Raw genomic sequence first — 24,245 nt, 5'->3', positions numbered from 1 at the left:
TATTTTAATTATCTGACAGCGAATCACTTAGAAGGTTATGTATCTATCACCTCTCAAATTCTGGTTGATTAGTGGAATTTTATCAACTTTATTAACTCCTCACCTTGTAGTTGCACAAATCGTACCAGATGATAAATTACCTAACAATTCTGTTGTCTTGCCTAACTGTACAACCTGTGAAATTAATGGTGGTACTACAGTAGGCAACAATCTTTTTCATAGTTTTGAATCATTCTCTATACCTACAGATGGTGTTGCTCATTTTAATAATACCTCAAATACTATCAATATTATTAGCAGGATCACAGGTAATTCAATATCAAAAATTGATGGTTTAATTAGTGCTAATAACCAAGCTAATTTATTCCTTATTAATCCTAATGGAATTATTTTTGGTGCAAATGCTTCCTTAGATATTGGTGGTTCTTTTATAGCAAGTACGGCTAGCAGTATTAATTTTGATGATGGCATTAATTTCAGTGCCCTAGACACCACAACAAAACCTCTTTTAACTATAAATACTCCTATTGGTTTACAGTTTACCAACTCTGATAGTAGTATTATTAATCAATCACAAGCTAGTCTAAATGGGGCGGTAAATTTTGTTGGTTTACCTGTAGGTTTACAAGTACAACCTGGTAATACACTGGCTTTGATAGGCGGAAACTTATTAATAGACGGCGGAAATCTCACAGCAGAAGCAGGAAGAATTGAATTAGGAAGCGTTGCAACTAATAATTTAGTCAACTTAACTACAACTAATCAAGGTTGGACTTTTAATTACGAAAACATCCAAGAATATCAAGACATTCAGATAACCAACGGAAGTAGTATTGATACTAGTGGAGAGCAAAGTGGTGATATTCAAATTCAAGGGAGGCGCATAGTATTAGATAATGGTAGTCAGTTAATTTCCCTTGTTTTCCAAGACGGTGAAGCTGGGAATTTAAAAGTTACTGCATCTGAATCAGTTGAATTGTTGGGAGTAGGGGCTTTTCCTGATGAAGGGTTTTATCCTACAGGCATTTTTGCCCAAGTATATGAACAAGCGACGGGAGAAAGAGCAAGTCTTACAGTTACAACTAAAAGATTAGTCCTTCGAGATGGAGGAACGATATCGACAAACACTTTCGGTTTAGGTCGTGGATTAGATTTGAATATTAAAGCTACAGAATCAATAGAAATTTTGGGAACTGCACCAGATGGGTCATTTCCTAGCACTTTGTCTGCTCAAGTTGGTAGCCCTCTTGATCAAGATGTGACAGGCGAAGGGGGTAAGATTACGATTGATACTGGTAGATTAATTGTTCAAAATGGCGCACAAATATCAGCATCAACTTTTGCTAGAGGTCGTGCTGGAGATATCAATGTATCGGCCACAGAAATTGAGATAGCAGGAACAGCACCGAATCAAACTATTCCTACTCCCAGTGGTTTGTTTGCACAGGTTGAGGAAGGAGCAATAGGTGATGCTGGAAATTTAGTCATTTCAACTAGATATTTAAAACTCTTAGATGGCGCACAGATTTCCACCCTTGCCAGAACAGGGGGAAAAGGGGGAAACCTAATTATAAATGCCTCAGACTTGATCAATTTAGATGGATTTGCACCAGATGCCACTGTCAATTTAGGAAGAAGTGGAATTTTTGTCTCTGCGGAACCAGGGGCAACCCGTGATGCAGGAGAATTGCAAATTGCTACTCAAAAGTTAATAGTTGAGAATGGCGCTGAAATATCAGCGAATAATTTTGGTTCTGCTACAGGAGGAACTGCCATTCTAAATGTTCAGCAACTAATTGTTAGTAATGGCGGCGAAGTTAGAGCAAGGTCTTTTGCTGGAGGTTCGGGAGGAGAATTAATTATCAATGCAAATGAGTTTGTAGAAATTACAGGTTCAGGAAGTATTGATTCACAGACTTTGCCCAGTGCTTTGTCTACTTCCAGTGAAGCAACTGGTAAAGCCGGAAATTTATTTATCAACACCCCAACTTTAAATATTCGTAATGGGGGAGAAGTGACTGTAAGCGCGATAGGTACTGGCGAAGCAGGTAACTTAACAGCTAGGGCAAACACCATTCGGCTCAACCAAGGTAAACTCACAGCAGAAACCAATGCAGGTGCAGGTGCAAATATCAGACTGGAAGATTTAAAACTGTTGGTGTTACAAAATCAAAGTCTCATTTCTGCTCAAGCTTTTAATAATGCCAACGGTGGTAACATCGACATTGATGCACCGGATGGTTTTATTGTAGCCACCGCCAATCAAAATAATGATATTGTAGCTAATGCTTTTCAAGGGCAAGGTGGCAATATTAACATTGATGCCCGTAGTATTTTTAATTTGGAACAACGCTTATCAACTCCGCCTAATAATACCAACGACATTGATGCTAGTTCCCAGTTTGGCTTAACAGGTACAGTCACAGTTAATACACCTGATGTAGACCCTAGTCGCGGTTTAGTACAATTACCTGACAATTTAACGGATGCGTCACAACAAATTGTCTCTAGTTGTAACCCCGGTAGTTCCGCTAGACGTAGTTCCTTCACCGTAACAGGACGGGGAGGAATTGCCCGTAGTCCAATAGAACCATTCCAAGGTGAAGTATCTACAGCACGATGGATAACATTAGATGCAATAAATACTGATCAAAATAGTAATGTGATTAATGAAAGTCTGCCATCTCCCCCACCTAAAATAGTCGAAGCCCAAGGCTGGATTATCGATAAAAACGGTAATGTATCTCTAGTAGCTGAAGTCCCAAATATTAACCCTCGTGGTTTGTCTGTCTCTAGTGGTAGTTGTTTCTAAGTAAAATGGGAATTTTTCATGCGGCGAGACTCGATTTTTTACAAACTATTTCAACAATATCCCACTCTTTTATTTGAATTATTGACAAATCCGCCAACAAATGCAAATGCCTATCGATTTGATTCAGTAGCAGTCAAAGAACCCAAATTTGAAATTGACGGTGTATTTCTTCCACCGGAAAATGCAGGTGCAGGAGTTGTGTATTTCTGCGAAGTCCAATTTCAAAAAGATGAAAGGCTATATGAACGGGTATTGGCTGAGTCCTCACTGTATTTTTACCGCAACCGTGACAGATTTAGCGATTGGCAAGCAGTGATAATTTACCCATCTCGCAGTCTTGAGCAAAGCGATATTAATCCCCATCGCTCATTCCTGAATGGCGGACAATTACATCGAGTTTATTTGGATGAATTGGGCGATATTCGTACCTTACCTGTTTGGGTAGCACTGATGGTATTAACTACAGTACAGGAAGAAGAAGCACCAGAAGCAGCAAGGTATTTGTTAACTAGAACTGGTCAGGAAGTATCATCCCCCACTAGTCGCGCCATAATAGAGATAATCACCACAATCATGGTGTACAAGTTTGAAGAATTAAGTAGAACAGAGGTGGAAACAATGCTGGGGATAACTCTCAAGGAAACGCGAGTTTACCGAGAAATTAAGGAAGAAGGGCGCGAAGAAGGACGTGAAGAAGCAACAGTCAATTTAATTGTGCGACTGCTAACGAAGCGATTTGGAGAAATTTCCCCAGAAATGCGCTCCCTAATTTCTGGTTTACCTTTGCCTATTCTTGAAGATTTGAGTGAAGCACTGTTAGATTTTACCAGTGTGGCTGATTTGCAGTCGTGGTTAGAAGCTTGTTGACGGCTCATTCACTGCATAGACCCTGATAACAGTCGTATATAGTACCGTAACATCTTGTACTAAAGTAAGTTACGTCGCCATATCTGGAGTACTGACATTGGGGAAGTTAGTAGTTTTAAAGTTAGGCACAGGCAGTTTTGAGGCAGGATTTCCTGTAACGCTGCAAATTGGTGATGAAAATGTTCGACCAATTGTAGAAATTAGTGGCGAACTACCACCAGACCCAGAAATTGTCCTTTGCTACCATCAATGGCAGTCTATTTACTGTAAACTCAAATTTACTGGTCGCCCTATTGGTATTCCTAAGCAATCAACACAAACTCCTTCTTTGGAAGATTGCGAAAAAGCGGCGGATACTTTGAGATTTCACTTAAATAGCTGGCTATCATCCACTACTTTTCGGACTATCCGCGAAAAATGGCTGGAAAAACTGCTACCGGAAGACCATATCCGCGTACTCCTCCAAACTAATGACCTGAGATTGCAAAAACTTCCTTGGCATTTGTGGGATTTATTAGAACGTTATCCTAAAGCCGAAATCGCTTTGAGTGCGCCTAGTTATGAACAAGTTAGCCGCAACTCACCCCCTCAATCGCAGGTGAAAGTTTTAGCAATTTTGGGTAATAGTCAAGGAATTGATATCCAAACAGACAGTCAGCTTTTGAAAGAATTACCTCATGCCAATACTACCTTCCTAGTCGAGCCATCAGGTAAAGACCTCACTGACCAACTATGGGAACAAGACTGGCAGATTTTGTTTTTTGCCGGACATAGTGCTACTGATGGAAGCGGTAATGAAGGGAAAATTTATATTAATCAAACAGAAAGCTTGACAATTAGTCAATTAAAGTATGGCTTGCGAAAAGCAGTAGAACGAGGTTTACATTTGGCCATTTTTAACTCCTGTGATGGTTTGGGTTTGGCGCGGGAGTTTGCAGATTTGCATATACCCCAAATCATCGTCATGCGAGAACCTGTTCCTGATAGGGTGGCGCAAGAATTCCTGAAGTATTTTTTAGAAGCTTTTGCTTGTGGTAAATCTTTATATATAGCAGTCAGAGAAGCGCGGGAACGGTTGCAAGGACTAGAAACTCAATTTCCCTGTGCTACTTGGTTGCCTGTAATTTATCAAAATCCCGCAACGATACCTCTGCTGTGGCGAGAATTGCACGTCAACCAGAATAGTCAGCAGATAACATCCATACCCAAAACCCCAATTAGGGGAGGTATCAACCTACGACAAGCTTTGTCTGCGGTTATGCTTGCTTGCATAGTTATCACACCATTGTTAATGGGAGTACGGTATTTTGGTTTACTGCAATCATGGGAGTTAATGGCGTTTGACCATCTGCTACGTCTGCGTCCCCAGGAAAAACCAGATTCTCGCATACTGGTAATTACGGTTACTGAAGAAGATGTACAATCCCAATCTCCCAATCGACGAGGGTCTTTATCAGATGAGGCTCTAGATAAATTATTGGCAAAATTAGAGGCATATCAACCACGGGTGATTGGTTTGGATATATACCGAGATTATGCTGTACAGCCAGCTTATCCAAAGTTGGCAGAACGAATGAGAAAAAGCGATCGCTTTGTGGCAGTATGTCAAGTTAGTAACCCCCAAACTACCAAACCAGGCATCAAACCACCACCAGAAATTTCTCCCGACGCTCTCGGCTTTAGTGATATCGTCATCGATGCTGATAATGTGGTGCGGCGGCATCTGTTGGCGTTAACTCCCCCTCCCTCATCTCCCTGTACTGCACCTTATGCCTTAAATGTGCAGTTGACATTACGTTATTTATATGCTAAGGGAATTAAGCTACAATTTAGCCCTGATGGTGCTTGGCAATTAGGTAAGCTGACTTTAAAACCAATTGAGGCTCATACCGGAGGCTACCAAGGTATTGACGCATTGGGACACCAAATTTTACTCAATTATCGCTCTTTTGTAAACTTAGAAGCGATCGCACCTCGTATTACCCTACAAGAAGCATTGGCTGGTAAACTCAAAGCCGATGCAGTCAAAGACCGGATAGTTTTAATTGGTACAACAGCCGAAAGTTTTCGTGATTATTCATTCACTCCCTACGCTTCCTCTCAAGGCAAACCACAGGAAATAGCAGGAGTTTTTTTACAAGCACAGATGGTAAGTCAGTTATTGAGTGCGGTTTTAGATGGGCGGCCTCTTTTATCGACTTGGGATGTATGGGGTGAAGTGATTTGGCTTTGGGGTTGGGCGATTACGGGAGGTTTGCTTGCAGCTTATCTGCGACAACTCGCTTATTTAGCCTTGGCAATGGGGGTGGCATTCCTGAGTTTATACAGTTCTTGCCTGATATTATTAATACTATACAGTTATTGGCTTCCCTTTGTACCTGCGGCGATCGCTTTAGGAGGTAGTGCTGTTATCTTCTTAGCTGTTATAAAACAGGAGTCAGAATACAGAATACAGAATTCAGAATACTCTACCCATAAAGAGATAGAGTTTTAAGGTGAGAATATTTTAATTTTTTTTCGCCCACTAAACACTCGCTTTTAACCAATATTCGTCACCTACTCGTACAGAATTCATACCTGTTTTCTGATTCCTGAGTTCTGAATTCTTCTTATAAAACCTATCAAACAATCATAAAAATATCTTTTTGCTTAACAACGAATTATGAAAAACCTTCAATTAACCATAGCCTTGGTGATAGCATTCACTAGTAATATATCCTACGCTCTACAACTCCAGGCGTTACCAGTTAATAATCATTTGTCCTCAGTCAAATTTATCCCACCACCGCCACCACCAGACCGAAGTGCAGCCGGTTCTAGAGGTGGGGCTGCAAGCCGTGGATGCGATGCAGCGAATCAAACGGTAACAGCCTTAGTACCGACCTATCAACAAACTCTTAAACAAGGTAAGGAAGCAGATGTTTCCATCACTCAAGTTTGGGGTTTAACAAGCGCTGAACATCCTTCTTTCTTATTTTTTGTTCCCTATAATGCATCATCTATAGCCAATATAGAGTTTGTTTTGCAAGAGGAAACTAATAACAAAAGCCAAACTTTATACAGAACTTATTTGACACCACCAAAATCACCAGGTATTATTAGCGTTCATTATCCCCCGAATCAAGGCTCATTGCAGGTGGGAAAAATGTATCACTGGTTTTTTAAAGTACGGGTTCAATGTGACCAAAAACAATCTACGAAACTGGATTATGCAGATGGTTGGGTGCAAAGGGTTAACCAAAATTCAAAATTAACAGAACAACTCAAACAAGCAACACCCCAACAAAAGGCGACGCTTTATACTGCAAATGGTGTTTGGTATGATGCTATTGTGAGTTTGGCAGAATTACGCTATAAAAATCCCCACAATGAGACTTTACTGGCAAACTGGACAACTTTGCTTAATTCAGTTGGCTTGGAAGCAATAGCTAATCAACCACTGATTAATTGTTGCGAACCCATTTTGAATAATAAGAATTTCAGTAAATCGCAAAGTTTTCTTCCCACTGTGCCATCATCAAAGTAAGCAATAATTTCATCAATCTGTTGCCAAGAAATACAGTCTGAAAGAAATTCTAAGTTTCAATCCCTAATAGGGATTTTGTTGAATTGCAATGTAATCGTTGAGGTCGGGAATAAAAATCGAAGCTGGTTTCAATCCCTAATAGGGATTTTGTTGAATTGCAATCTGAAATTGCACGTATCCCGCGTGTAGATGAAGTTTCAATCCCTAATAGGGATTTTGTTGAATTGCAATCTCACGAAAACATAGCAGAGCGCGATTAAAAATAGTTTCAATCCCTAATAGGGATTTTGTTGAATTGCAATATCAGTTTTTTTACCTTCAATCTTCTCTTTCTCTTTCGTTTCAATCCCTAATAGGGATTTTGTTGAATTGCAATCTTTACAGCCTTTCAATGGTAGAGATGCCTTAACCGTTTCAATCCCTAATAGGGATTTTGTTGAATTGCAATCTGAGATATTGTTTTTTAAGTACATCGTTCCACTTTGGTTTCAATCCCTAATAGGGATTTTGTTGAATTGCAATTTTTGCAATAAAAATTTCTATACAGCCGAGTAGAAGCAGTTTCAATCCCTAATAGGGATTTTGTTGAATTGCAATACCATTACTTTCGTCCATTTTGATGGCATACTCGTTTCAATCCCTAATAGGGATTTTGTTGAATTGCAATAAATTTTAGATGCCTTTTAAATTGAGAGTCACTTTTGTTTCAATCCCTAATAGGGATTTTGTTGAATTGCAATTTGACTAGCTCGGTTAGCTGCTGGTTGTTTCATATTTCCGATGTTTCAATCCCTAATAGGGATTTTGTTGAATTGCAATCTGAAAATGTTGAATTTAGATGAAATCCAGAAAGTCTGGGTTTCAATCCCTAATAGGGATTTTGTTGAATTGCAATTTGACAATCTCTCCTTTTCGCAATCTTTCGGCAACGTCAGGTTTCAATCCCTAATAGGGATTTTGTTGAATTGCAATGGCAGAAGCCGGAAAGCCAAGCTGTATTTAGTTTTCAAGGTACGGTTGCGCGAATCTAGAGCAATCATAGCATTAGAGAATTTCTTTGGGAAGAGTGTCGGTAAAAGTTGAAAGCTGAAACCCACTTTTTGTAAGCATTTCAGACGTTGCGCGGATGACAATTGGGAGATTAGCGGGGTAAAATGCTTGCTGGTGTTGAGATAGAAGCACTTTTTTGAGCCTGTGGAATTTGTACACCTACCCTTCCGCGCATTGACATACAGGAACTCGTGAGAAGCTACACAATAACCTAATGGTGATGGGGGGCGCGATCGCTGCCTTCAGAGCCAGAAATCACAGTCTTTATAGCCTCCCACATCACACGCGGCACTTCTAATGTTAGTCTTGAGACTCCTCAGAGGTAGATTCTGATTCTGATTCGGTTTCAAGTTCTTCTGTTTTAACTTTAGCGGCTGGAGGTTTAACGGGTTTTGGGCCACGCGCTAGTGCAAGATTCACCGGCTGCCTGACTTCATCTTTATATGATGATTTTTTCCCTCCACCGGATGAGCGATCGCGGCTCGGTTTTGAGCTTTTGGGGTTGGATTCAATAGGGGTTACAGAATCCGAGTTTTCGGAATTGTTGTCAGTACTTCCTTGAGCCTGACGTTCCGATTTCTTAATTGGACGTTCTACCATTGTTTATTTTTGTAAATTTATCTGTATGGTACATCGGTTTGGTAGCTATCAAACGCGAGCATCTCAAATATACCAGGCGATTAGAAATCGCGGCTACACAAACGAACGCGAACAGTGTCTTGCAAAGAAGTCTGCCTACGCAAACTCAAAGAATTTGAAACCCACGGAGGTGAGTTTTGTCTGTATCGCCGCGAATTCGATTCGCTAGGGCAGGCGTGTTTTTACTATTCAACAAAATTAGGTCGTGCCTGTTGCCTTGATTTAAACTTTTCCTCTAAAACTTCCCAATTTTCTTGCTCAATTAAGTTAGTCAACTCATCAAGATTGTGACGATATTGTTGCAGCGATCGCAGCAATGCTTGACGATTATACCGCGCCATCATCACGCCCAACTCTGGGTTCCCACCACCCACACGACTGGTATCGCGAAAACCTGAACTAGCTAACTTTTGGGCTAATTCCAAAACATCGGGGTCAGTTTCGCTCAAACAAGCAGCAATCAACGAAGAACTGACCATTACAGGTAAATGGGAAATCCAGCTAACAGCGCGGTCATGTTGCTCTGGTTGACAATAATAGATATTAGCTCCTAGCGATCGCACAAGTTCTTCTACAACTGTAATTGCACTACTTGGTGTTGTAGTTATTGGTGTTAATACATAAGGTTTATCAACAAATAAATGCCGCTGTGCAGCTTCTATCCCACTGTCTGTTCTTCCCGCCATTGGATGACCACCGATAAAATTATCCCAAAGGGGAGAAATACCCTTAACTATCTGTGCTTTCGCCGAACCGACATCAGTGACGATGGTAGCGGTAGACAAATGAGCGATCATCTGCTCAAATTGGGGCACAATAAGCGCTAGAGGAGTACAAATAAATACAACCTCTGCGGCTGCTAACAAGCTCAGATCAACTGATGCTTCATCAACACAGCCGAGAGCAACTGCCTTTTCACAGGTAGATTCACGGCGACTGACTCCTAAGATATGATGTCCTTGCGATCGCAAATCAAAGCCCAAAGATCCGCCAATCAGTCCCAATCCTAAAATCCCAATATTCATTTTTGATTTTGACATTCTGTTTTTATGACTTTACCAACTATTAAAGTTGGCATCCAAGGGGTAGCATCGATGACTGTAGAGGAATTACTGGAAAAATACGCAGCAGGAGTCTTAAACTTTAGTGGTGTTGACCTCCCAGAAGCTAATCTGAGTGGGGTAAAACTCAGTGGCGTGAATCTGAGCGATGCTAATTTGAGTATAGTCAACTTGAGTGGCGCGAATCTGAGTGAAGCTAACTTGAGCAATGCCAAGTTGAATGTCGCCAGACTAAGTGGGGCGAATCTATGTAGCGCCATCTTGAACAACGCTAGCCTCAATGTTGCTAATTTGATTCGAGCCGATCTGGGTCGCGCTCAACTTAGAGGAGCCTCGTTAATCCGCGCCGAGTTAATTCGCGCTGATCTCAGTCGCGCTGACTTGTCGGAAGCTGACCTCACCGGTGCTGATTTGCGAGAAGCGACACTCCGCCAAACCAATCTCCGCCACGCTAACTTGAGCGAGACTGTCTTGAGAGGTGCTTCTTTGACTGGGGCTAACTTGGAGATGGCTAACTTAAACGCCAGTGACCTCAGTCGTTCTGACCTGAGCGGTGCAAATTTGCGAGAAACTGAACTCAGACAAGCTAATCTCAGCCATGCTAACTTGAGCGGGGCAGATTTGAGCGGCGCGAATCTCCGGTGGGCAGATTTGAGCGGTGCGAATCTCCGGTGGGCAGATTTGAGCGGTGCAAAATTGAGCGGGGCTGATTTAATTGGCGCAGATTTAAGCAATGCCAATTTAACGAATACGAGTTTAGTACACGCCAATTTAACTCAAGCAAAATTAATTAGGGCGGAATGGATTGGTGCTGATTTAACAGGAGCAACGTTAACAGGGGCAAAGCTTTATGCCACCTCCAGGTTTGGTTTAAAAACCGAAGGGATGATTTGTGAATGGGTTGATCTTAGCCCAAATGGCGATCGCTCCATTGTTCAAAACTTTCATTCCGCAGAGTCACGAGATTTTTTTAACGAAACACCGCCAACAATAAGGATTATCGTTGATGCAGCCCTAGAACACGAAGCCAATTTTGCGATCGCAGGCGCTTACTACCAAATTGCTCAGGAATACCGGGGACTAAAACAACCCCCAAGCATCGAAAGTGGTCGTCGTCGCACTGTTTTCACCTTTCATGTAGATAGCGACGAAGCATTATTATCTACTGCTTATCTTGTGATTCTTCCCTTTCTAGATGCGGCATCTATCCAAAAGAATATTTCCACTATGGTGGAAATGATTAACAGTGAAGTTGTTGCGAAACAAGATTTAAAATCGCCCCAGATTATAGAGCAATTAAATATTCTTTTAGAACAAGCCAGAGGTCAGGCTACAACAATTAAACAGATGAAAAAAAATATTGAAGTAGCCGCAAAGTTAAATTTTTGTAAAGCCCCAACCCAAATAATTTTAACTAATTCCAGCGCCCACACTTTGATTGTCTATGACCATCCCAACTTTGGGAAAAGATTTATTAATCGCTCTGCTCTCAATGCTTCAACTTATGATGATATATCTAATGAATCAATAAAATATGATATATTGCCTTCGTTAAATATGGTAATAGATTTTGTCAAAGGATTTCATTATATTAGTCATGGGACATAGAGCATTAAACTAATGACTAATGACCAATGACCAATGACCAATGACCAATGACCAATGACAAATGACAAATGACAAAAAAATTGGAGGACTAAAATGGCTAATTTATTTAATAAAATGATCGGTCGAACTCGCTATGTAGTCTTTCGACTATTTCTGCACTTAGGGGGAGGTGAAGTAGCGCCAATTTTGGGAATATTAAATAGTGCTGGACGAGATGCGATCGATGCCGATGGCGACTTAGAAGTTTTGGGAGAAGGATTAGTAGAAATTAGCCAAACCCTGCTGCAATACGATGAATATTGGCTTTCTGCTGCTAACGAAGGAGATGTATTCTGGAGTGAAGGCGAAGCAGGAGATTACGTGAATGAATTATTTACTGACTCTGCCGAAAGATATCTCAGCGAACCAGATTATACTTCTGACTCTGGATTGAATGAACCTTTATCTATACCTGTAACCCGCAACGTTATTGTGATGATTACAGTGGCTTATGAAGGAGAAGTGCCAGAGTTAGAAACTGATCTTTCTAACGTTCAGGCACTCAAGGAAGGCTTGAAAGCATTGATAAATTTGCATTATAAACAGAGATTGAAGGCAATCCAAGTACATTTTTCCCCAGCACAGTTAGGCGATGAACTCACTAGCGATCAACTGTTGCAATATTACCCAGAATTGATTCCATTATAATGTGTTGGGTAGTCCGTACTTACTACTCACATCGAGAAATTGTTAAGCTCAGAGATAGGACAATAATCCAATGATCATGACCATAGTACGTAAATTTACAGCCGTTTTTTTAGCTCTGAGTTTGTGTGTCACAACTGTTGCTTGCGGTAGTGGCGAAAGCCAAACTAATCCTCCGGCTAAGAACGTTAGTCAAACCTCGACTACCACCAAGCTGAGTGACGGAGAGTATCAAATACAACAAGCTACTTATGACGATGGAACTGGTGAGTACAACCTGTTTTTACTTAATAATAAGCCCCCAACCTTTGCAACCGAAAATTTGCAAATGGCACGGTTAACTGATGATGAAATCAAGCAGGGTAAGAAAACCTATCTGAAGGTAGAAAAAGGACAACCAATTTTATATCTGACGGAAGACTTTAAACTTGAGTACGTTCACAACGTTACCGAGAATAAAACCAATCCCCAAACCGGACAACAAGAGACGGTTGTAGTCCGTCGAGAAAATAGCTTCTGGGCACCGTTTGCGGGGTCTGTGGCTGGTAGTTTGGCGGGGCAGGCAATTGGTAGTATGTTGTTTAGACCCCAGTATTATGTACCCCCTGTCTATCAATCAGGACAAGGATTAAGTGGCTTCGGTGGATATGGCGGCAGCTATGGCCAAGCAGTTCAAAACTACCAAAGTCGCTACAATGCCCCACCAGCAGCCGTTACAAATCGCACTGCGTTCCGCAATACAGGAACAATTAGAAGGTCATATCCTGGAAATTCAAATGTACGCAATACACCGCGTAGTACTACAGGTAATAACCGTCCTTCTGGTTCTGGTTTTGGTGGTAGCACATTGCGACCCTCTGGTAACTCCAGCACTACCAGACGCAATTCTGGCAGTGGTTTTGGTAGTGGGCGTAGTACAGCACCCCGCCGTTCAAGTGGTTTTGGCAGCAGACGCCGTTAGGAAATTTCCAATTCAATAAATAAACTGCCTAATAAATGAAGGTAGTATGTTGCACAAAGAAGCCGGAGGGTCACAAGTTAAACCTCCGGCTTCTCTTTATCTCCATACAATTTGTGAGGATGAATAATGAATTATTCGGTTAAATAATATGAAATACTAAATACGAATATTGCTAAAATAACAGGAATCATTTTACTAAAATCTATTCGCTTTTGTTGAACCATTTCTAAACAAGAAATGGGAATCATTATAGGCCAGAAGATAGTTGTCACCAGAAACATCACAACTGATAAAAATTTATCTTCGGGAGTGGAAGCAGGATGACGTAGGGAAAATATTAACCAATTAGTTAAAAAATAGAATGTCATTAATAAGTAACCAATAGTTAAAGTTAGTTGTATCTGATTCACTATGAGTACTCCTCAAGTTATGTGAGCTTCACCAAACATCATCCGTACAAAGTTATAACATATACAATCGGAATCTCACCGCGTGTTTCCTGACGCAAACACGCGGTGAGGTTGAAAAATGTACTTCATATAAATGAGAACCGCTATTGTTAAGCCAAGACGCGATAAATCGCCGTCTCTACAAAAAACTGATTATTGTAGAGACGGCGATTCATCGCGTCTTTGTGATGATTTATCGCATCTTTGTGAGCTAGAATTTTCATCAAGTGCCTAAAGTTACAGCGAAACACTTTTCAAACAACCTCTTAAAGCAATAATTAAGCGGTCTTAAAAAATCGAATAATTTCGCGGACATGATCGAGAAATTGTCCGTCTGTGGAAAGTTGCGCGATCGCATTTCTGGCTTCTCTCGCCAAACGCTCATGTTCTGTTTGATTTGTCGCCCGTAATTCTTCCACGTTAGCCGCAATTCGGGCTAAATCTCTACGAGTCTCTTCAGCAAAGCGTTGTTGAGTCGCGGCTAAGGAATAGGGTTGTTCGGGGTTGAGTTGATCTTCCAATGACTGAATTTTTTGTTCCAATATAGAGAAGCGATCGCGCAATTCAAAAATATCTTCGCGGGGATACTTCCATTCTTGGCGAATCATCGCTAATCGCGCGTATAAATACTCATAAGCTCGAATCGCTGGACGCAGAATTGTTAATAACAAAGCTGCACCAGAACTTATATATCCCACCGTACTAATACCAGTGACAGCAAGGGTATAAAGACCAACGGCTGAGAATAAGTGTAAAGCAATGGCAACCCAGAGCGATCGCTTTGCCAAAAGTGTGACATACTTCACTTGCTTCTCATCGACTGGAATTCCTTTCTCAGTCGATTGTGCGGCTTCTGCTAAGACTTCTTTGGCTTGAAAATGTACATTCCACGGTACGGTAACAATTACCAACAGCCACCAAAAACTAGCACCACCAATCACCCAATCAAGGAAGTTACCAGCGGGGATGTGCAACCATTGCAATAAGCCAAAAGCCGCCAGCACCACAACCACAATTCCAGCAATGGAACTGACGAAAAAGTTAATATACATCTTCCCTTGTCTCCGGTGAAACTATACCTTGATGATGACTATAACGCAGCAGTTCTACGTAAAATATTGTGATGGTTTTTCTGTTTGCACACACCAACTTTTCGATGAGATAGCTACGCCAATTAGGTTGAGTATCTTTGCTACCTTTTTGTGTAAAGTAGCAACAGACATGATTGTGATGGTTTTTCTAGTTGCACATATATAAATAAAATAAACCACTGCTTAGAAACAGAGAAGTGAGAAATAATGAAATACTGCTTTGTAGAGTTTCAAGTAGATGATTCCAAAATATTCAATGCTCTTTGTAAAGTTTTCAACGAAATTAAAAAAGATAAAGACAATAATTCTTGGCGTAATGAAGAAGATTGGCTAATTTTTTTTGACCGCAAAGCATTATCACATTTTTGGTGGCCTAGTGAAGAGGAAGAGACTGAACATTTCCGTCGCTGGTTTGCAACACCTGTGGAACAGAGGTGGACAGATCCTAGCCTCGAAACTCCTTGGGACTTTTATTCTATGTTTGATGCTTTTCAAAATGGTGAATATCAATTAATTGCTTGTCGCATGGTTTCTACCAACAGAGCTAGACTTGAATTTGAACCCTTTAGCTATCCCTATGGCGGAACTGGTGCAATACAGGCGTTAGTTGAATCTTTCGATTTTGTAATTATTGCAGAAGATGACGGTATAGAATACACAAAATTTAACCTGTAGCTTAGGAAAAGAGTGAGGCAATTCAAACCTTTCCCCGTCACTATTGGATGAGATAGCTACGCCAAATTGGTTGAGTATCTTTGCTACCTTTTTCTGGAAGTAGCAATCGCCAAGTTTTACCCTCTTGCTGAATTTGCAAGTAAACGTCAAAGGGTTTTTTTGGTTGCGTCAAGCTTCGTTTTGGTAGCTTAACAATCAAGTCGTAGGTTCCCCGAACGTGGAAAGCTGGTAAATTTTCAATCGTCAGGGGTTGTTCTTGGGTAATTGATAGCCGCTTGATTTCAAATCCTTGAAAATCTAAATCCAACTGTTGACTGAGTTTTTGTTGAGTTTGCTCTAGCCCAAGTGCGATCGCTTTTTGCACTAACTCGCTAGTTGGTAGCAGTCCAATACTGCCACAAGCTGTCACTAGCACCAGCAATATTGCTGTCAAAACTAATCGCACCATGTTATTCCTGAGATTCCCCTTATCAGCGATAGTATAACTGTAGATTCTCTCAATTCTCTGATCTACCATGCCAAAACAGTCTATAGGTCTTGATAACCAACTCTACAATTATCTTTTATCAGTTTCGCTGCGGGAACCAGAGATTCTTGGGAAATTACGCCAAGAAACCGCCAGCCATCCCCGGAGTGGAATGCAGATTTCACCAGAACAAGGACAGTTTATGAGACTTTTGGTGCAGTTAATTGGAGCGAAGAAAACCCTGGAAGTTGGAGTGTTTACGGGTTATAGCTCACTTTCTGTAGCTTTGGCACTACCAGATGATGGGAAAATTATTGCTTGTGATGTGAGTGAAGAATTTACTGCGATCGCTCGGCGGTATTGGCAAGAAGCTGGAGTTACCGATAAAATCGATCTCCGATTGGCACCAGCTTTAGAAACTTTAGATCAATTATTGGCAACTGGTCAAGCAGAAACCTTTGACTTTGCCTTTATTGATGCTGATAAAGAAAATTATGATGGATATTATGAGCGATCGCTACAATTAGTGCGTCCAGGTGGATTAATTGCTATTGATAATGTTTTATGGTCTGGACAAGTTGCTGATGAGCAAAATCAAGATGAAAGCACCCAATCTATCCGCGCTCTCAACAAAAAGTTACATCATGACGAACGGATAACATTGTCCCTTGTCCCCATCGCCGATGGACTTACCTTAGCCATCAAGCGATCTTAATACAGCAGGGGCGCATAACTAAATGTGCGCCCCTACCACCTGTTCTATTTCTATTTATCAAACATAATTCAAGAGTCAAGAGTCAGAATGAATTCTGACCAAAAAAGCGGTAGCGAGTATTTTCGAGTCGCGTCTTGATTCTAACCGGAGCTTTCTGAGTCTCCGGCTCTACTCCTGAATTCTGACTCCTGAATTCTGACTTCTGAATTCTTCTTCATTTAAAAGTTGTAGCCAACTCCTAATAGTAGCCCGACATCAGTTTGATCCATAAAAGCAGCATTTACGGCACCTGTCACCGTAAATCGAGAACCTAAAGGAAGGTCTACACCACCAGTTAGAAGCAATCCAATGTCAGTATCAAGATTAGCTTCAATTGCTACACCAGCACCTAAGTAAGGAGATATGGCAAAGGTTCTTTCACCCACCGAACCTGCTGCGCGGGGAGAAAAATCAAAAGTTACGGGAACTAGAAATATTGTATCGTCCCCAAAGATCACCGATGGTCGCACTGACAGATAGTTTGTCAGACCAAGTTTGCTGATTACTGTAAAGTTACCCTCGCTCAAAGCTGTATCGTTGCCGCTCAAACCAATATTACCAGCGACTCCAAGATAGCTTCTGCCACCACGAGTAGCTCTACCTACATTCACATCAGGCGTTGTGCCGTTCGTGCCTGTTGGTGGCTGATTTAACTGACTGATGTTAACATCAGGCGGGATTAGGACTTGGTTAATTGCATGGATAACACCATTGCTAGCTTTGACATCTGCCTGGATAACTCTGGCATTATTCACCGCAACTTGATTGTTAGCCGAATCGATTTGAATATTTACAGGTCTTTCTTCAAAGGTTTTCAGTTCCCCAGCCGAAAGCTGACTAGCAGTTAACGCACCAGGAACCACATGATATCTCAAAATCTTAATTAATGCTTCTCTATTTTCTGGTTGCTCTAACTGTTGTAAGGTAGCAGCAGGCAAAGCAGCAAATGCATCATTGGTAGGAGCGAAGACTGTATAAGGGCCAGGCTGTTGCAGAATATCTACTAAACCAGCTGTCTTTAATAAAGAAGTTAGAGTTGAAAAAGAATTACTGGATGAAGCAAGAGAAACAATATCAGTAGCAGTTGGAGTTCCAGCGACTATATACTGACTAGCTGGAAGATTGCTAGCAATGGGTTGTAGCCGTCCTTGTCTAGCCAAAGCTTGATATAAAAGTGCTGCGGCTTCAGCACGAGTTAGCGACTGTTGCGGATTGAGTTGTTTCACATCCGGGTAGTTGACAACAAGATTACCTGCTGTTGCTGCTGCCACACTACCAATAGCGTAGTCTGGGATAGCTGAGGCGTCGTTGTAGTAAGTACTGAGAGTACTTGTATCACCACCAGACAAACCCAAGCCACTACTTAAAGCAACAATCCCCTGCACTCTAGGGATTTCTTGATTTGGTCTAAACACGTTTCCAGGATAGCCTGCCAAAAATCCAGTTTCATAAGCTAGCTGAATTGCAGAAGCCGCCCAATAGCCAGCAGGAACATCACTAAATCCACCGGGGCTTAATTGCCGAACTCGGTTTTGATTACTGAAAGCTCTTTGAATTAGGGCAGCAAATTCAGCACGAGTTACAGGTTGATTCGGTCTAAAGCTGCCATCAGGAAAGCCAGCAATCACATTATTGTCAGCTAGGACTTGAATGAAAGGACGCGCCCAATAATCTGAGGAAACATCAGACAAGTTAACTGTTGAAGTTGGTGCTGGTGTAGGAGATGGAGTAGCAGATGGAACAGTACTTTGAGATGAAGCTGGTGTAGAAATTACGATGGGAGTTATTATCGCAGCTGTCATGCCCAGAACTAACAAAGCAACCTTTGTTGATGACCAACGAAACAAACTAGACATGGAAATCTCCTCTTTTTAATTTCTTGGGTTGAGTATTGGAAAATACTGGATGCAATGTTAAGTGAATACAAATATCCAGATGATTATTAGGTTTGCCTTGATATAGAAACCAGTTCAGTTCACTCTGAAAAATTCAAATGTGGGACATTATTATGAGTAGCTGCTCTGAATATCTCATAACATTTATCTCAGTGGTTACCACACATAGTATAGTATAGGATTTGTATTTGTTTTTAAAGACCCGCAGATCAAACTAACCATAAGTAGAGAGATTGTGATTATCTGGTAAGTTGCAATAATAAAGATAATTAGTGCAACTAGGCGATTTTATGAGTTATAAAATTGCAGTCAAGCAGCAAAAAAATTGGCTTTTAATAACCGTTTCTTTATGATTGCCGATGAGGGTTAATGCCGTCAAGCTCAATGCATCACGTTCTTTAGCAAGGTTAAAGAAGTAAAATGTGTCTTGGCGATATGCTGTATTATTAGTGTTTAATCAAAATTATACAACTAACTAATGGCTGGATTTAGACGAAAAACTTTCACTCTTTAGATAGTTGCCCGATGATGGGAGATTTGGCAATACTAGACCGAAAATTAGCGATCGCAATCAAAAATTCTGACCATGATTGCGCCAATACTTTACTTTTTGCTAGGAATTATTTTTGGCAAAAGACTATTTCATGAAAAGGAACCCACAGATAAACTAGGATTTTTGAAAGAGGTCTAATCTCTATCAGTTCTGCTTATAACTCCTCTGGAGCTATGGCAACAAATCCAGTTTTAACTCCACGCTTAAACCCAGCATTTTCATAGAAGTGCAACGTCTCCTCACGTTTTGAGCCACTCAGAAGCATCACTTTATAGCACTGTTGCTGCCATGCTAAAGCTAATGCATAATGAAGCACCTGTGTACCAAATCCCTGTCGTCGGTAATCGGGGTGAGTGACGACATTTTCAATAATGCCGTATGGACGTGCGCCACGCGTCAAGTTGGGAACAATAGTTAAGTTACACGTTGCGACTAACTGGTTAGCAATATCAGCCACAATGTAATACAAACGGGGATCATCTAAAATCTCATCCCAGATGGATTGTAAAACATCATCAGCAGGTAGAGGCGCATCTACAGGATTTAAGTGGTGATACAACGCCAGAAGTTGGGGAAGTTCGTCGCGTGCAATCAGGCGAGCGGTAATTATGGGTTTAGACAAAGCTGTATTAGGGTAATTATGCCAGGAAGTATGTTTTAAATTTGGGGAAGACCCAAATTTAAAATCACGTGAGTCTACATAGTGCTTAACTGCGAGTTTCCCAATCGAGCTTAACGCTCCTTTGGACTCCAAACTTCTACTGTTTAGGCAAATAAACTGTAGGGTGGGCGTCTCGCCACTGGTGTCAACTTAAGCCAAAAATAGCGTACTGATTGGGTGTTGTTCACCCGCCAGCCAGGGATTGTAAATCCCTGACTAATTGCTCAAGTCTACTGAAGTAGACTAAAAATTTTTGCGCTATGAAGTCCTCTAAAGAGGACTTTAGCTATGAGACAGGGATTTACAATCCCTGGCGGACGTGCGTTTCGCGTTAAGTTGACACCAGTGCCCAGAGGCTGGAAACGAGATTTGAAAAGGCTTTTAGCTTAAGTTGACACCAATGGGCAAGATGCCCACCCTACAAAATTAAATAATTTATTTCTTGGAGTTCCCTAAAAGAATTAATTCGGCTTACCCGTAATTGTGAATGCTGCCCAGTAATAAGGATGATTATAAAGATTTTTATCTGATGCCATTTTACTATTTCTATATAGCTGTGTAGCTAAATAAGTTTTAATTCTTACTTCTTCAGGATGCAAATTATTCAAAACATCTTCATACCATTTTGTCAGTTCACCAGCAGTTAATTCTTTCAGCCATCGCGTTGCTTCAGCTAAAGCAGTAACGGCTGATTTATTCGGCTGTAATCGTCGGTAAAACTCAATCATTACCAAAGCACTAGCCGAAGATTCTACACTCCAGAGAGTACTCACTACATGAGGAACGCCCTGACTCACAAAACCAGTAACTAAACTCACATATTCGGTGCTGATAGTGTGGTTAGTAGTAATTAAATTTTCACAGGCAGAGAGAGTAATAAGATTGTAACTTGCGAGATTTTGTTGGCAGATTTCATCTAAAGTAAGTCTGTCTTCACCTGTTAATGATAATTCTGACTTTTTAGGTTCAGCTAAATTATTAATTACACGACCTGTAAAATGAAAGATGTTGTAATTATCAAACAAGGCATTCTCGACAATATTTTTTGTAGCTTCTGACCCCTGAATTCGTTGGATATTATTGAACATCTGGCTAACAATTTCGGACTCAAGTTTGGCAAATTTAAGTGTGGGATAACCTGTACTCTCAGGATGTTCAATACTGAGTAATAACTTATTTTGCCACTGCCAAATATCTTCAGTTCTGATTGATAAACCTACTTGGGCACTAGGTAGATAAGTGACGGTGAAATTTGATTCCACATTCGGCAACTCTTCCAGTGATGGGGAAGAGAGATGGAAAAGAGTATGAATGGGCAATCGGTACAAGTCACGGTGAGGAATTAAAACCAGTTGGGTAATGCCTTCGAGTTCCTGTGCAATTGTGGAAATATTCAGGATTTCATACAGTTGCAACAGCTTCTCTTCCATATCAACTCGCCAAGAATGCTGGCTTTTACTTTCTTTGTCTTGGGCCGTGCTGCGATATTCTTGGTATTGTTGATGCCAATCTTCTAGCCAAGTTTCAAATTGAATTAGGCGTTGCACTGCTTCAGGTAGGGGCAATTCATTGAGCCGAATAGCGTCTTCTCCTAAAGGTATTACCCCAGTATCTTGCATGGGTGTAAAGAGCAGGATTGGTGATGGCGCTTGGTCTTTGAGAATAAATGTATGTAGAGCGACTGGACTAATATGCCAGTAAATAATTGCTGTTGTGGGATTGAATAGTTGTTGAATTGCCCCATAATAAGGCGAGTAAATATTATCATCCCAGCCGTAAAGTAGCCAGTTTAAACAAGCGTTTTTACCTTGTTCGGCAATTTCCCAGGCTTCAACTAAATCACCAGACTCTACAGCTAAATCAACTGCCAATTGATCAAAGCCTGCAAATTTTAAAGCTAGCTGTTTTTTACTTTCGTCTGAGCGAGTTTCTTCACTCAGTAATTGTTGCAATAAGTCTGTACCGCGTTGCAGTAATTCTTGAACTTGTGTTGTTTGTCCCAAACCCATCAGCACTTTGCTTAGAGATTGCAAAACCTCTAGGTGCAACTGGGGAAAATATTCTAATGTCAGGGTTAACAGCGCTTGATGGTACTCAGATGCGGCTTTGCGCCAATAATCGCGGGTATTGCTATGTTTTTTGCCTTGCTCATAATAAGTATTAGCGATCGCAAAATGCAATCTCCCCCAACCTTCTGGATGGGTATCTGTTCGCAGATGCTTTAACCCTTCCTCGTAGCTGGCTAATTTTCCTTCGTAGCCACTCTGTTGTAAGGCGGGATTTGTCGCGGTGATACTACTCGAAAAATTCAGCAAGACGTCAGAGTTCACTAAATTACCGATCGCAGTTCCCCGACCAATCCAAGCTTCCCAATAATCTTGTTTAATTTGCAAAGCGCTGTCATAACAAACGATCGCTTCGGCAAATTGTTCTAAATAAAACAGTGCTAACGCCTGATTATACCAAGCTAAGTGGAAGTCGGGTTTAATGGCGATCGCTTGTCGATAGGAGGCGATCGCTTCTTGTCTACGCCCTAAGTTGTCTAATGCTATACCTCGGTTGTACCAAGCTAAGTAGAAGTCGGCTTGAATGGAAAGGGCTTTATCCCAGGAAGCGATCGCTTCTGACCATCTTCCTAAATTAAACAGCACTACACCCCGGTCTATCCAAACTTCGTGGTACTCTGGGTAAATTTCTAGCGCTCTGTCGTAAGATATAATCGCCTCGGCAAATTGTTCGCCGACAGCCAGGGCTATACCTCGGTGATACCAGTTTTCCTGGTCTTCTGGTTCCAAATGCAGCGCTTGGTCATAACTCGCAATAGCTTCTGGTAGCCAACCTAACTTCAGTAGCGCTAAACCCTTGCTAGACCATGCTTCTTGATAGTCTGGTTTAATTTCTATAGCTTTATCAAATGAAGCGATCGCTTCTTCAAAGTATCCTAATTCTCCGAGAGTTCCACCCCGGTTATACCAAGCTTTGTAGAAGTCGGGTTTCAGTTGTGTGGCTGTTTCGTAAGATGCGATCGCTTCATCAAAACGTTCTAAATGGAACAGCGTCAAGCCTCGATTAAACCAATATTCTGAGAATTCGGGTTGAAGTTCGATGGCTTGATCATAAGATGCGATCGCGCCTAATAAATCGCCTGTTTTCGCTTGGCTTAGACCTTGGTAAAACCACCCTTGAGCGTGGGTAATCGGGTTATCGCTATGTCGCTCAATAATACCAGGGGAATTACTGCTTTGAACTGCCAGATCAGAAGCAAGTTGCTGGACTAAATTGGTACTTTGATCCAATCTCACCCACAACTCATCTAGGGTATAAGCCACATTTGGCTCTAAATTCGTCAAAGTGTTATCCCAGGTTTCCTCTGAGGAAGATGTTGTTAATTCAGTTCTTTGTCTAGTAAAAAGGAGATTTGCTGGTGTTTGAGTTGGATTAACTTTCTCTTCATTGCCAAATCTTAGTTCGGCTAATGAAGTGATTGAATCTTCCGCTGCGGGGAGAGGGAGATTTTCAGGTATTGCCGTTTGAGCATCTTCACCTTCATACTCCAATACCAGTTCCTCTAAGTTTTCGGTCAATATTTCTTCAAAAGAGGCATTTTGGGGTGCTGACGTTATCGGTTCAACATCTGGCACCTCATATTCCCACAATTGCTCACCTAAGCTACGGATTAGCTCTTGCCCAGGAGAAATTGGCAGAATTTCTTCATCGGTTGTAGTTTCTACGATATCTGGCTCATCATACTCCCACAACTGCTCGCCCAAATCGCGCAGCAGTTCTTGCCCAGGAGTGACTTCTACGACATCTGGCTCATCATGCTCCCATAACTGTTCGCCCAAATCGCGCAACAGTTCTTGCCCAGGAGTGACTTCTACCTCATCTTGCGGCTGATTGTCCTGATACTCTATCTCTGTAGGTAAGTTTTGCATTAGCCGGATGCCAATGTTATATGCAACATCTCCAATTCTGCCAACATCAAGTTCACCCAATTCCACCATCTGCGTTGCTAACAGAGGATTGGGTGCGGGTGAGGCTAGCAAGCTTTCGCCAAACATCACCAACCAATCGATCCAGCGTTCAGCCGGAATCCGATTTTCGAGTCGTTGCAGATACCTCAATGCCCACTGTCGTCCTCGTGCTTGATGCACGCCTTCTAACAATTGGATAAACAATTGTTCCAGATCCGCATTGGTTAGTTCTGGTAGTACCTCCACCAGATTGTGTCCTCTCACACCCTTGAGAGAACTAGTCTGCTTACTTGCAATGAGGCGCTTGAATAACCTTTTAAGCGACTGCGATATCCGCCTGAGCATCTGCCACACTCTTGGATTTTGTTTTTCTAGATTGTAGCCATCGTTGTGTTAAAAAAATCATGAATTACGTAAAAATCCATTAGATTCTGACAGCGCTTCCGTAGAAGGTTAGCAAAAAATATACAAAACCTCAAGAGTATAGCATTACAACGTTACAATTCCCAGATTTAACTC

The 24,245-nt window shown here is 41.3% G+C and carries 16 protein-coding genes and 1 CRISPR repeat array; of the genes, 9 read left to right on the top strand and 7 right to left on the bottom strand.

The genetic code is table 11. From position 1 onward, the window contains the following. The first annotated feature begins 37 nt into the window (after window positions 1–37). The 4 genes from HUN01_RS07780 to HUN01_RS07765 all read left to right on the top strand — a co-directional run bounded on the left by HUN01_RS07780 (window position 38) and on the right by HUN01_RS07765 (window position 7,205). On the top strand, window positions 38–2,812 hold the full coding sequence (locus HUN01_RS07780; protein ID WP_181930790.1) for a two-partner secretion domain-containing protein: 2,775 nt from the start codon (window positions 38–40) through the stop codon (window positions 2,810–2,812). Between the two features lie 18 nt (window positions 2,813–2,830). After that, window positions 2,831–3,679 carry an Rpn family recombination-promoting nuclease/putative transposase gene (locus HUN01_RS07775; RefSeq protein WP_181930789.1) on the top strand — a complete coding sequence of 283 codons (849 nt, stop codon included), beginning with the start codon at window positions 2,831–2,833 and terminating at the stop codon, window positions 3,677–3,679. 97 nt (window positions 3,680–3,776) lie between these two features. Further along, on the top strand, window positions 3,777–6,173 hold the full coding sequence (locus HUN01_RS07770) for a CHASE2 domain-containing protein (RefSeq protein ID WP_181930788.1): 2,397 nt from the start codon (window positions 3,777–3,779) through the stop codon (window positions 6,171–6,173). A 168-nt stretch (window positions 6,174–6,341) separates the two neighbouring features. Next, window positions 6,342–7,205: a DUF928 domain-containing protein gene (locus HUN01_RS07765; RefSeq protein ID WP_181930787.1), complete on the top strand. Its 864-nt coding sequence runs from the start codon at window positions 6,342–6,344 to the stop codon at window positions 7,203–7,205. A 53-nt stretch (window positions 7,206–7,258) separates the two neighbouring features. Then, window positions 7,259–8,177: a CRISPR direct-repeat array (repeat unit 37 nt; unit sequence GTTTCAATCCCTAATAGGGATTTTGTTGAATTGCAAT). 378 nt (window positions 8,178–8,555) lie between these two features. Here HUN01_RS07765 and HUN01_RS07760 read toward each other — a convergent pair. Further along, window positions 8,556–8,855 (bottom strand): hypothetical protein, encoded by a 300-nt coding sequence (locus tag HUN01_RS07760; protein WP_181930786.1) that lies wholly within the window; start codon window positions 8,853–8,855, stop codon window positions 8,556–8,558. Between the two features lie 224 nt (window positions 8,856–9,079). Next, window positions 9,080–9,919 (bottom strand): prephenate/arogenate dehydrogenase, encoded by an 840-nt coding sequence (locus HUN01_RS07755; RefSeq protein WP_181932605.1) that lies wholly within the window; start codon window positions 9,917–9,919, stop codon window positions 9,080–9,082. A gap of 69 nt (window positions 9,920–9,988) precedes the next feature. Between HUN01_RS07755 and HUN01_RS07750 the strand changes: the two genes are divergently transcribed. The 3 genes from HUN01_RS07750 to HUN01_RS07740 all read left to right on the top strand — a co-directional run bounded on the left by HUN01_RS07750 (window position 9,989) and on the right by HUN01_RS07740 (window position 13,208). Then, entirely contained in the window at window positions 9,989–11,563 is a 1,575-nt protein-coding gene (locus HUN01_RS07750; protein ID WP_181932604.1) for a pentapeptide repeat-containing protein, read from the top strand. A gap of 93 nt (window positions 11,564–11,656) precedes the next feature. Then, window positions 11,657–12,250: a DUF1517 domain-containing protein gene (locus tag HUN01_RS07745; protein WP_181930785.1), complete on the top strand. Its 594-nt coding sequence runs from the start codon at window positions 11,657–11,659 to the stop codon at window positions 12,248–12,250. 70 nt (window positions 12,251–12,320) lie between these two features. Beyond that, a complete protein-coding gene (locus HUN01_RS07740) occupies window positions 12,321–13,208 on the top strand; it encodes a hypothetical protein (protein WP_181930784.1) in 888 nt (295 codons plus the stop codon). Between the two features lie 727 nt (window positions 13,209–13,935). Here the strand turns inward: HUN01_RS07740 and HUN01_RS07735 are convergent. Further along, window positions 13,936–14,709, bottom strand: a complete 774-nt coding sequence (locus tag HUN01_RS07735; RefSeq protein WP_181930783.1) for a hypothetical protein — start codon at window positions 14,707–14,709, stop codon at window positions 13,936–13,938. 246 nt (window positions 14,710–14,955) lie between these two features. On the opposite strand from HUN01_RS07735, the gene HUN01_RS07730 reads away from it, so the two are divergent. Further along, on the top strand, window positions 14,956–15,423 hold the full coding sequence (locus tag HUN01_RS07730) for a hypothetical protein (RefSeq protein WP_181930782.1): 468 nt from the start codon (window positions 14,956–14,958) through the stop codon (window positions 15,421–15,423). A 40-nt stretch (window positions 15,424–15,463) separates the two neighbouring features. Here the strand turns inward: HUN01_RS07730 and HUN01_RS07725 are convergent, their stop codons facing one another. Further along, window positions 15,464–15,871 (bottom strand): hypothetical protein, encoded by a 408-nt coding sequence (locus HUN01_RS07725; RefSeq protein ID WP_181930781.1) that lies wholly within the window; start codon window positions 15,869–15,871, stop codon window positions 15,464–15,466. Between the two features lie 67 nt (window positions 15,872–15,938). Between HUN01_RS07725 and HUN01_RS07720 the strand changes: the two genes are divergently transcribed. After that, complete coding sequence (locus HUN01_RS07720; RefSeq protein ID WP_181930780.1) at window positions 15,939–16,604, top strand: class I SAM-dependent methyltransferase; 666 nt, start codon at window positions 15,939–15,941, stop codon at window positions 16,602–16,604. A 218-nt stretch (window positions 16,605–16,822) separates the two neighbouring features. Here the strand turns inward: HUN01_RS07720 and HUN01_RS07715 are convergent, their stop codons facing one another. From HUN01_RS07715 to HUN01_RS07705, 3 genes are all read right to left on the bottom strand, one after another. Then, window positions 16,823–18,499 (bottom strand): fasciclin domain-containing protein, encoded by a 1,677-nt coding sequence (locus tag HUN01_RS07715; RefSeq protein WP_181930779.1) that lies wholly within the window; start codon window positions 18,497–18,499, stop codon window positions 16,823–16,825. A 746-nt stretch (window positions 18,500–19,245) separates the two neighbouring features. Beyond that, a complete protein-coding gene (locus tag HUN01_RS07710) occupies window positions 19,246–19,713 on the bottom strand; it encodes a GNAT family N-acetyltransferase (RefSeq protein ID WP_238846070.1) in 468 nt (155 codons plus the stop codon). A 500-nt stretch (window positions 19,714–20,213) separates the two neighbouring features. Next, on the bottom strand, window positions 20,214–24,071 hold the full coding sequence (locus HUN01_RS07705; RefSeq protein ID WP_181930778.1) for a CHAT domain-containing protein: 3,858 nt from the start codon (window positions 24,069–24,071) through the stop codon (window positions 20,214–20,216). Between the last annotated feature and the right edge of the window lie 174 nt (window positions 24,072–24,245).

The organism is Nostoc edaphicum CCNP1411, assembly GCF_014023275.1.
GTDB lineage: Bacteria > Cyanobacteriota > Cyanobacteriia > Cyanobacteriales > Nostocaceae > Nostoc > Nostoc edaphicum_A.
This window is presented reverse-complemented; position numbering and strand designations above follow the sequence as displayed.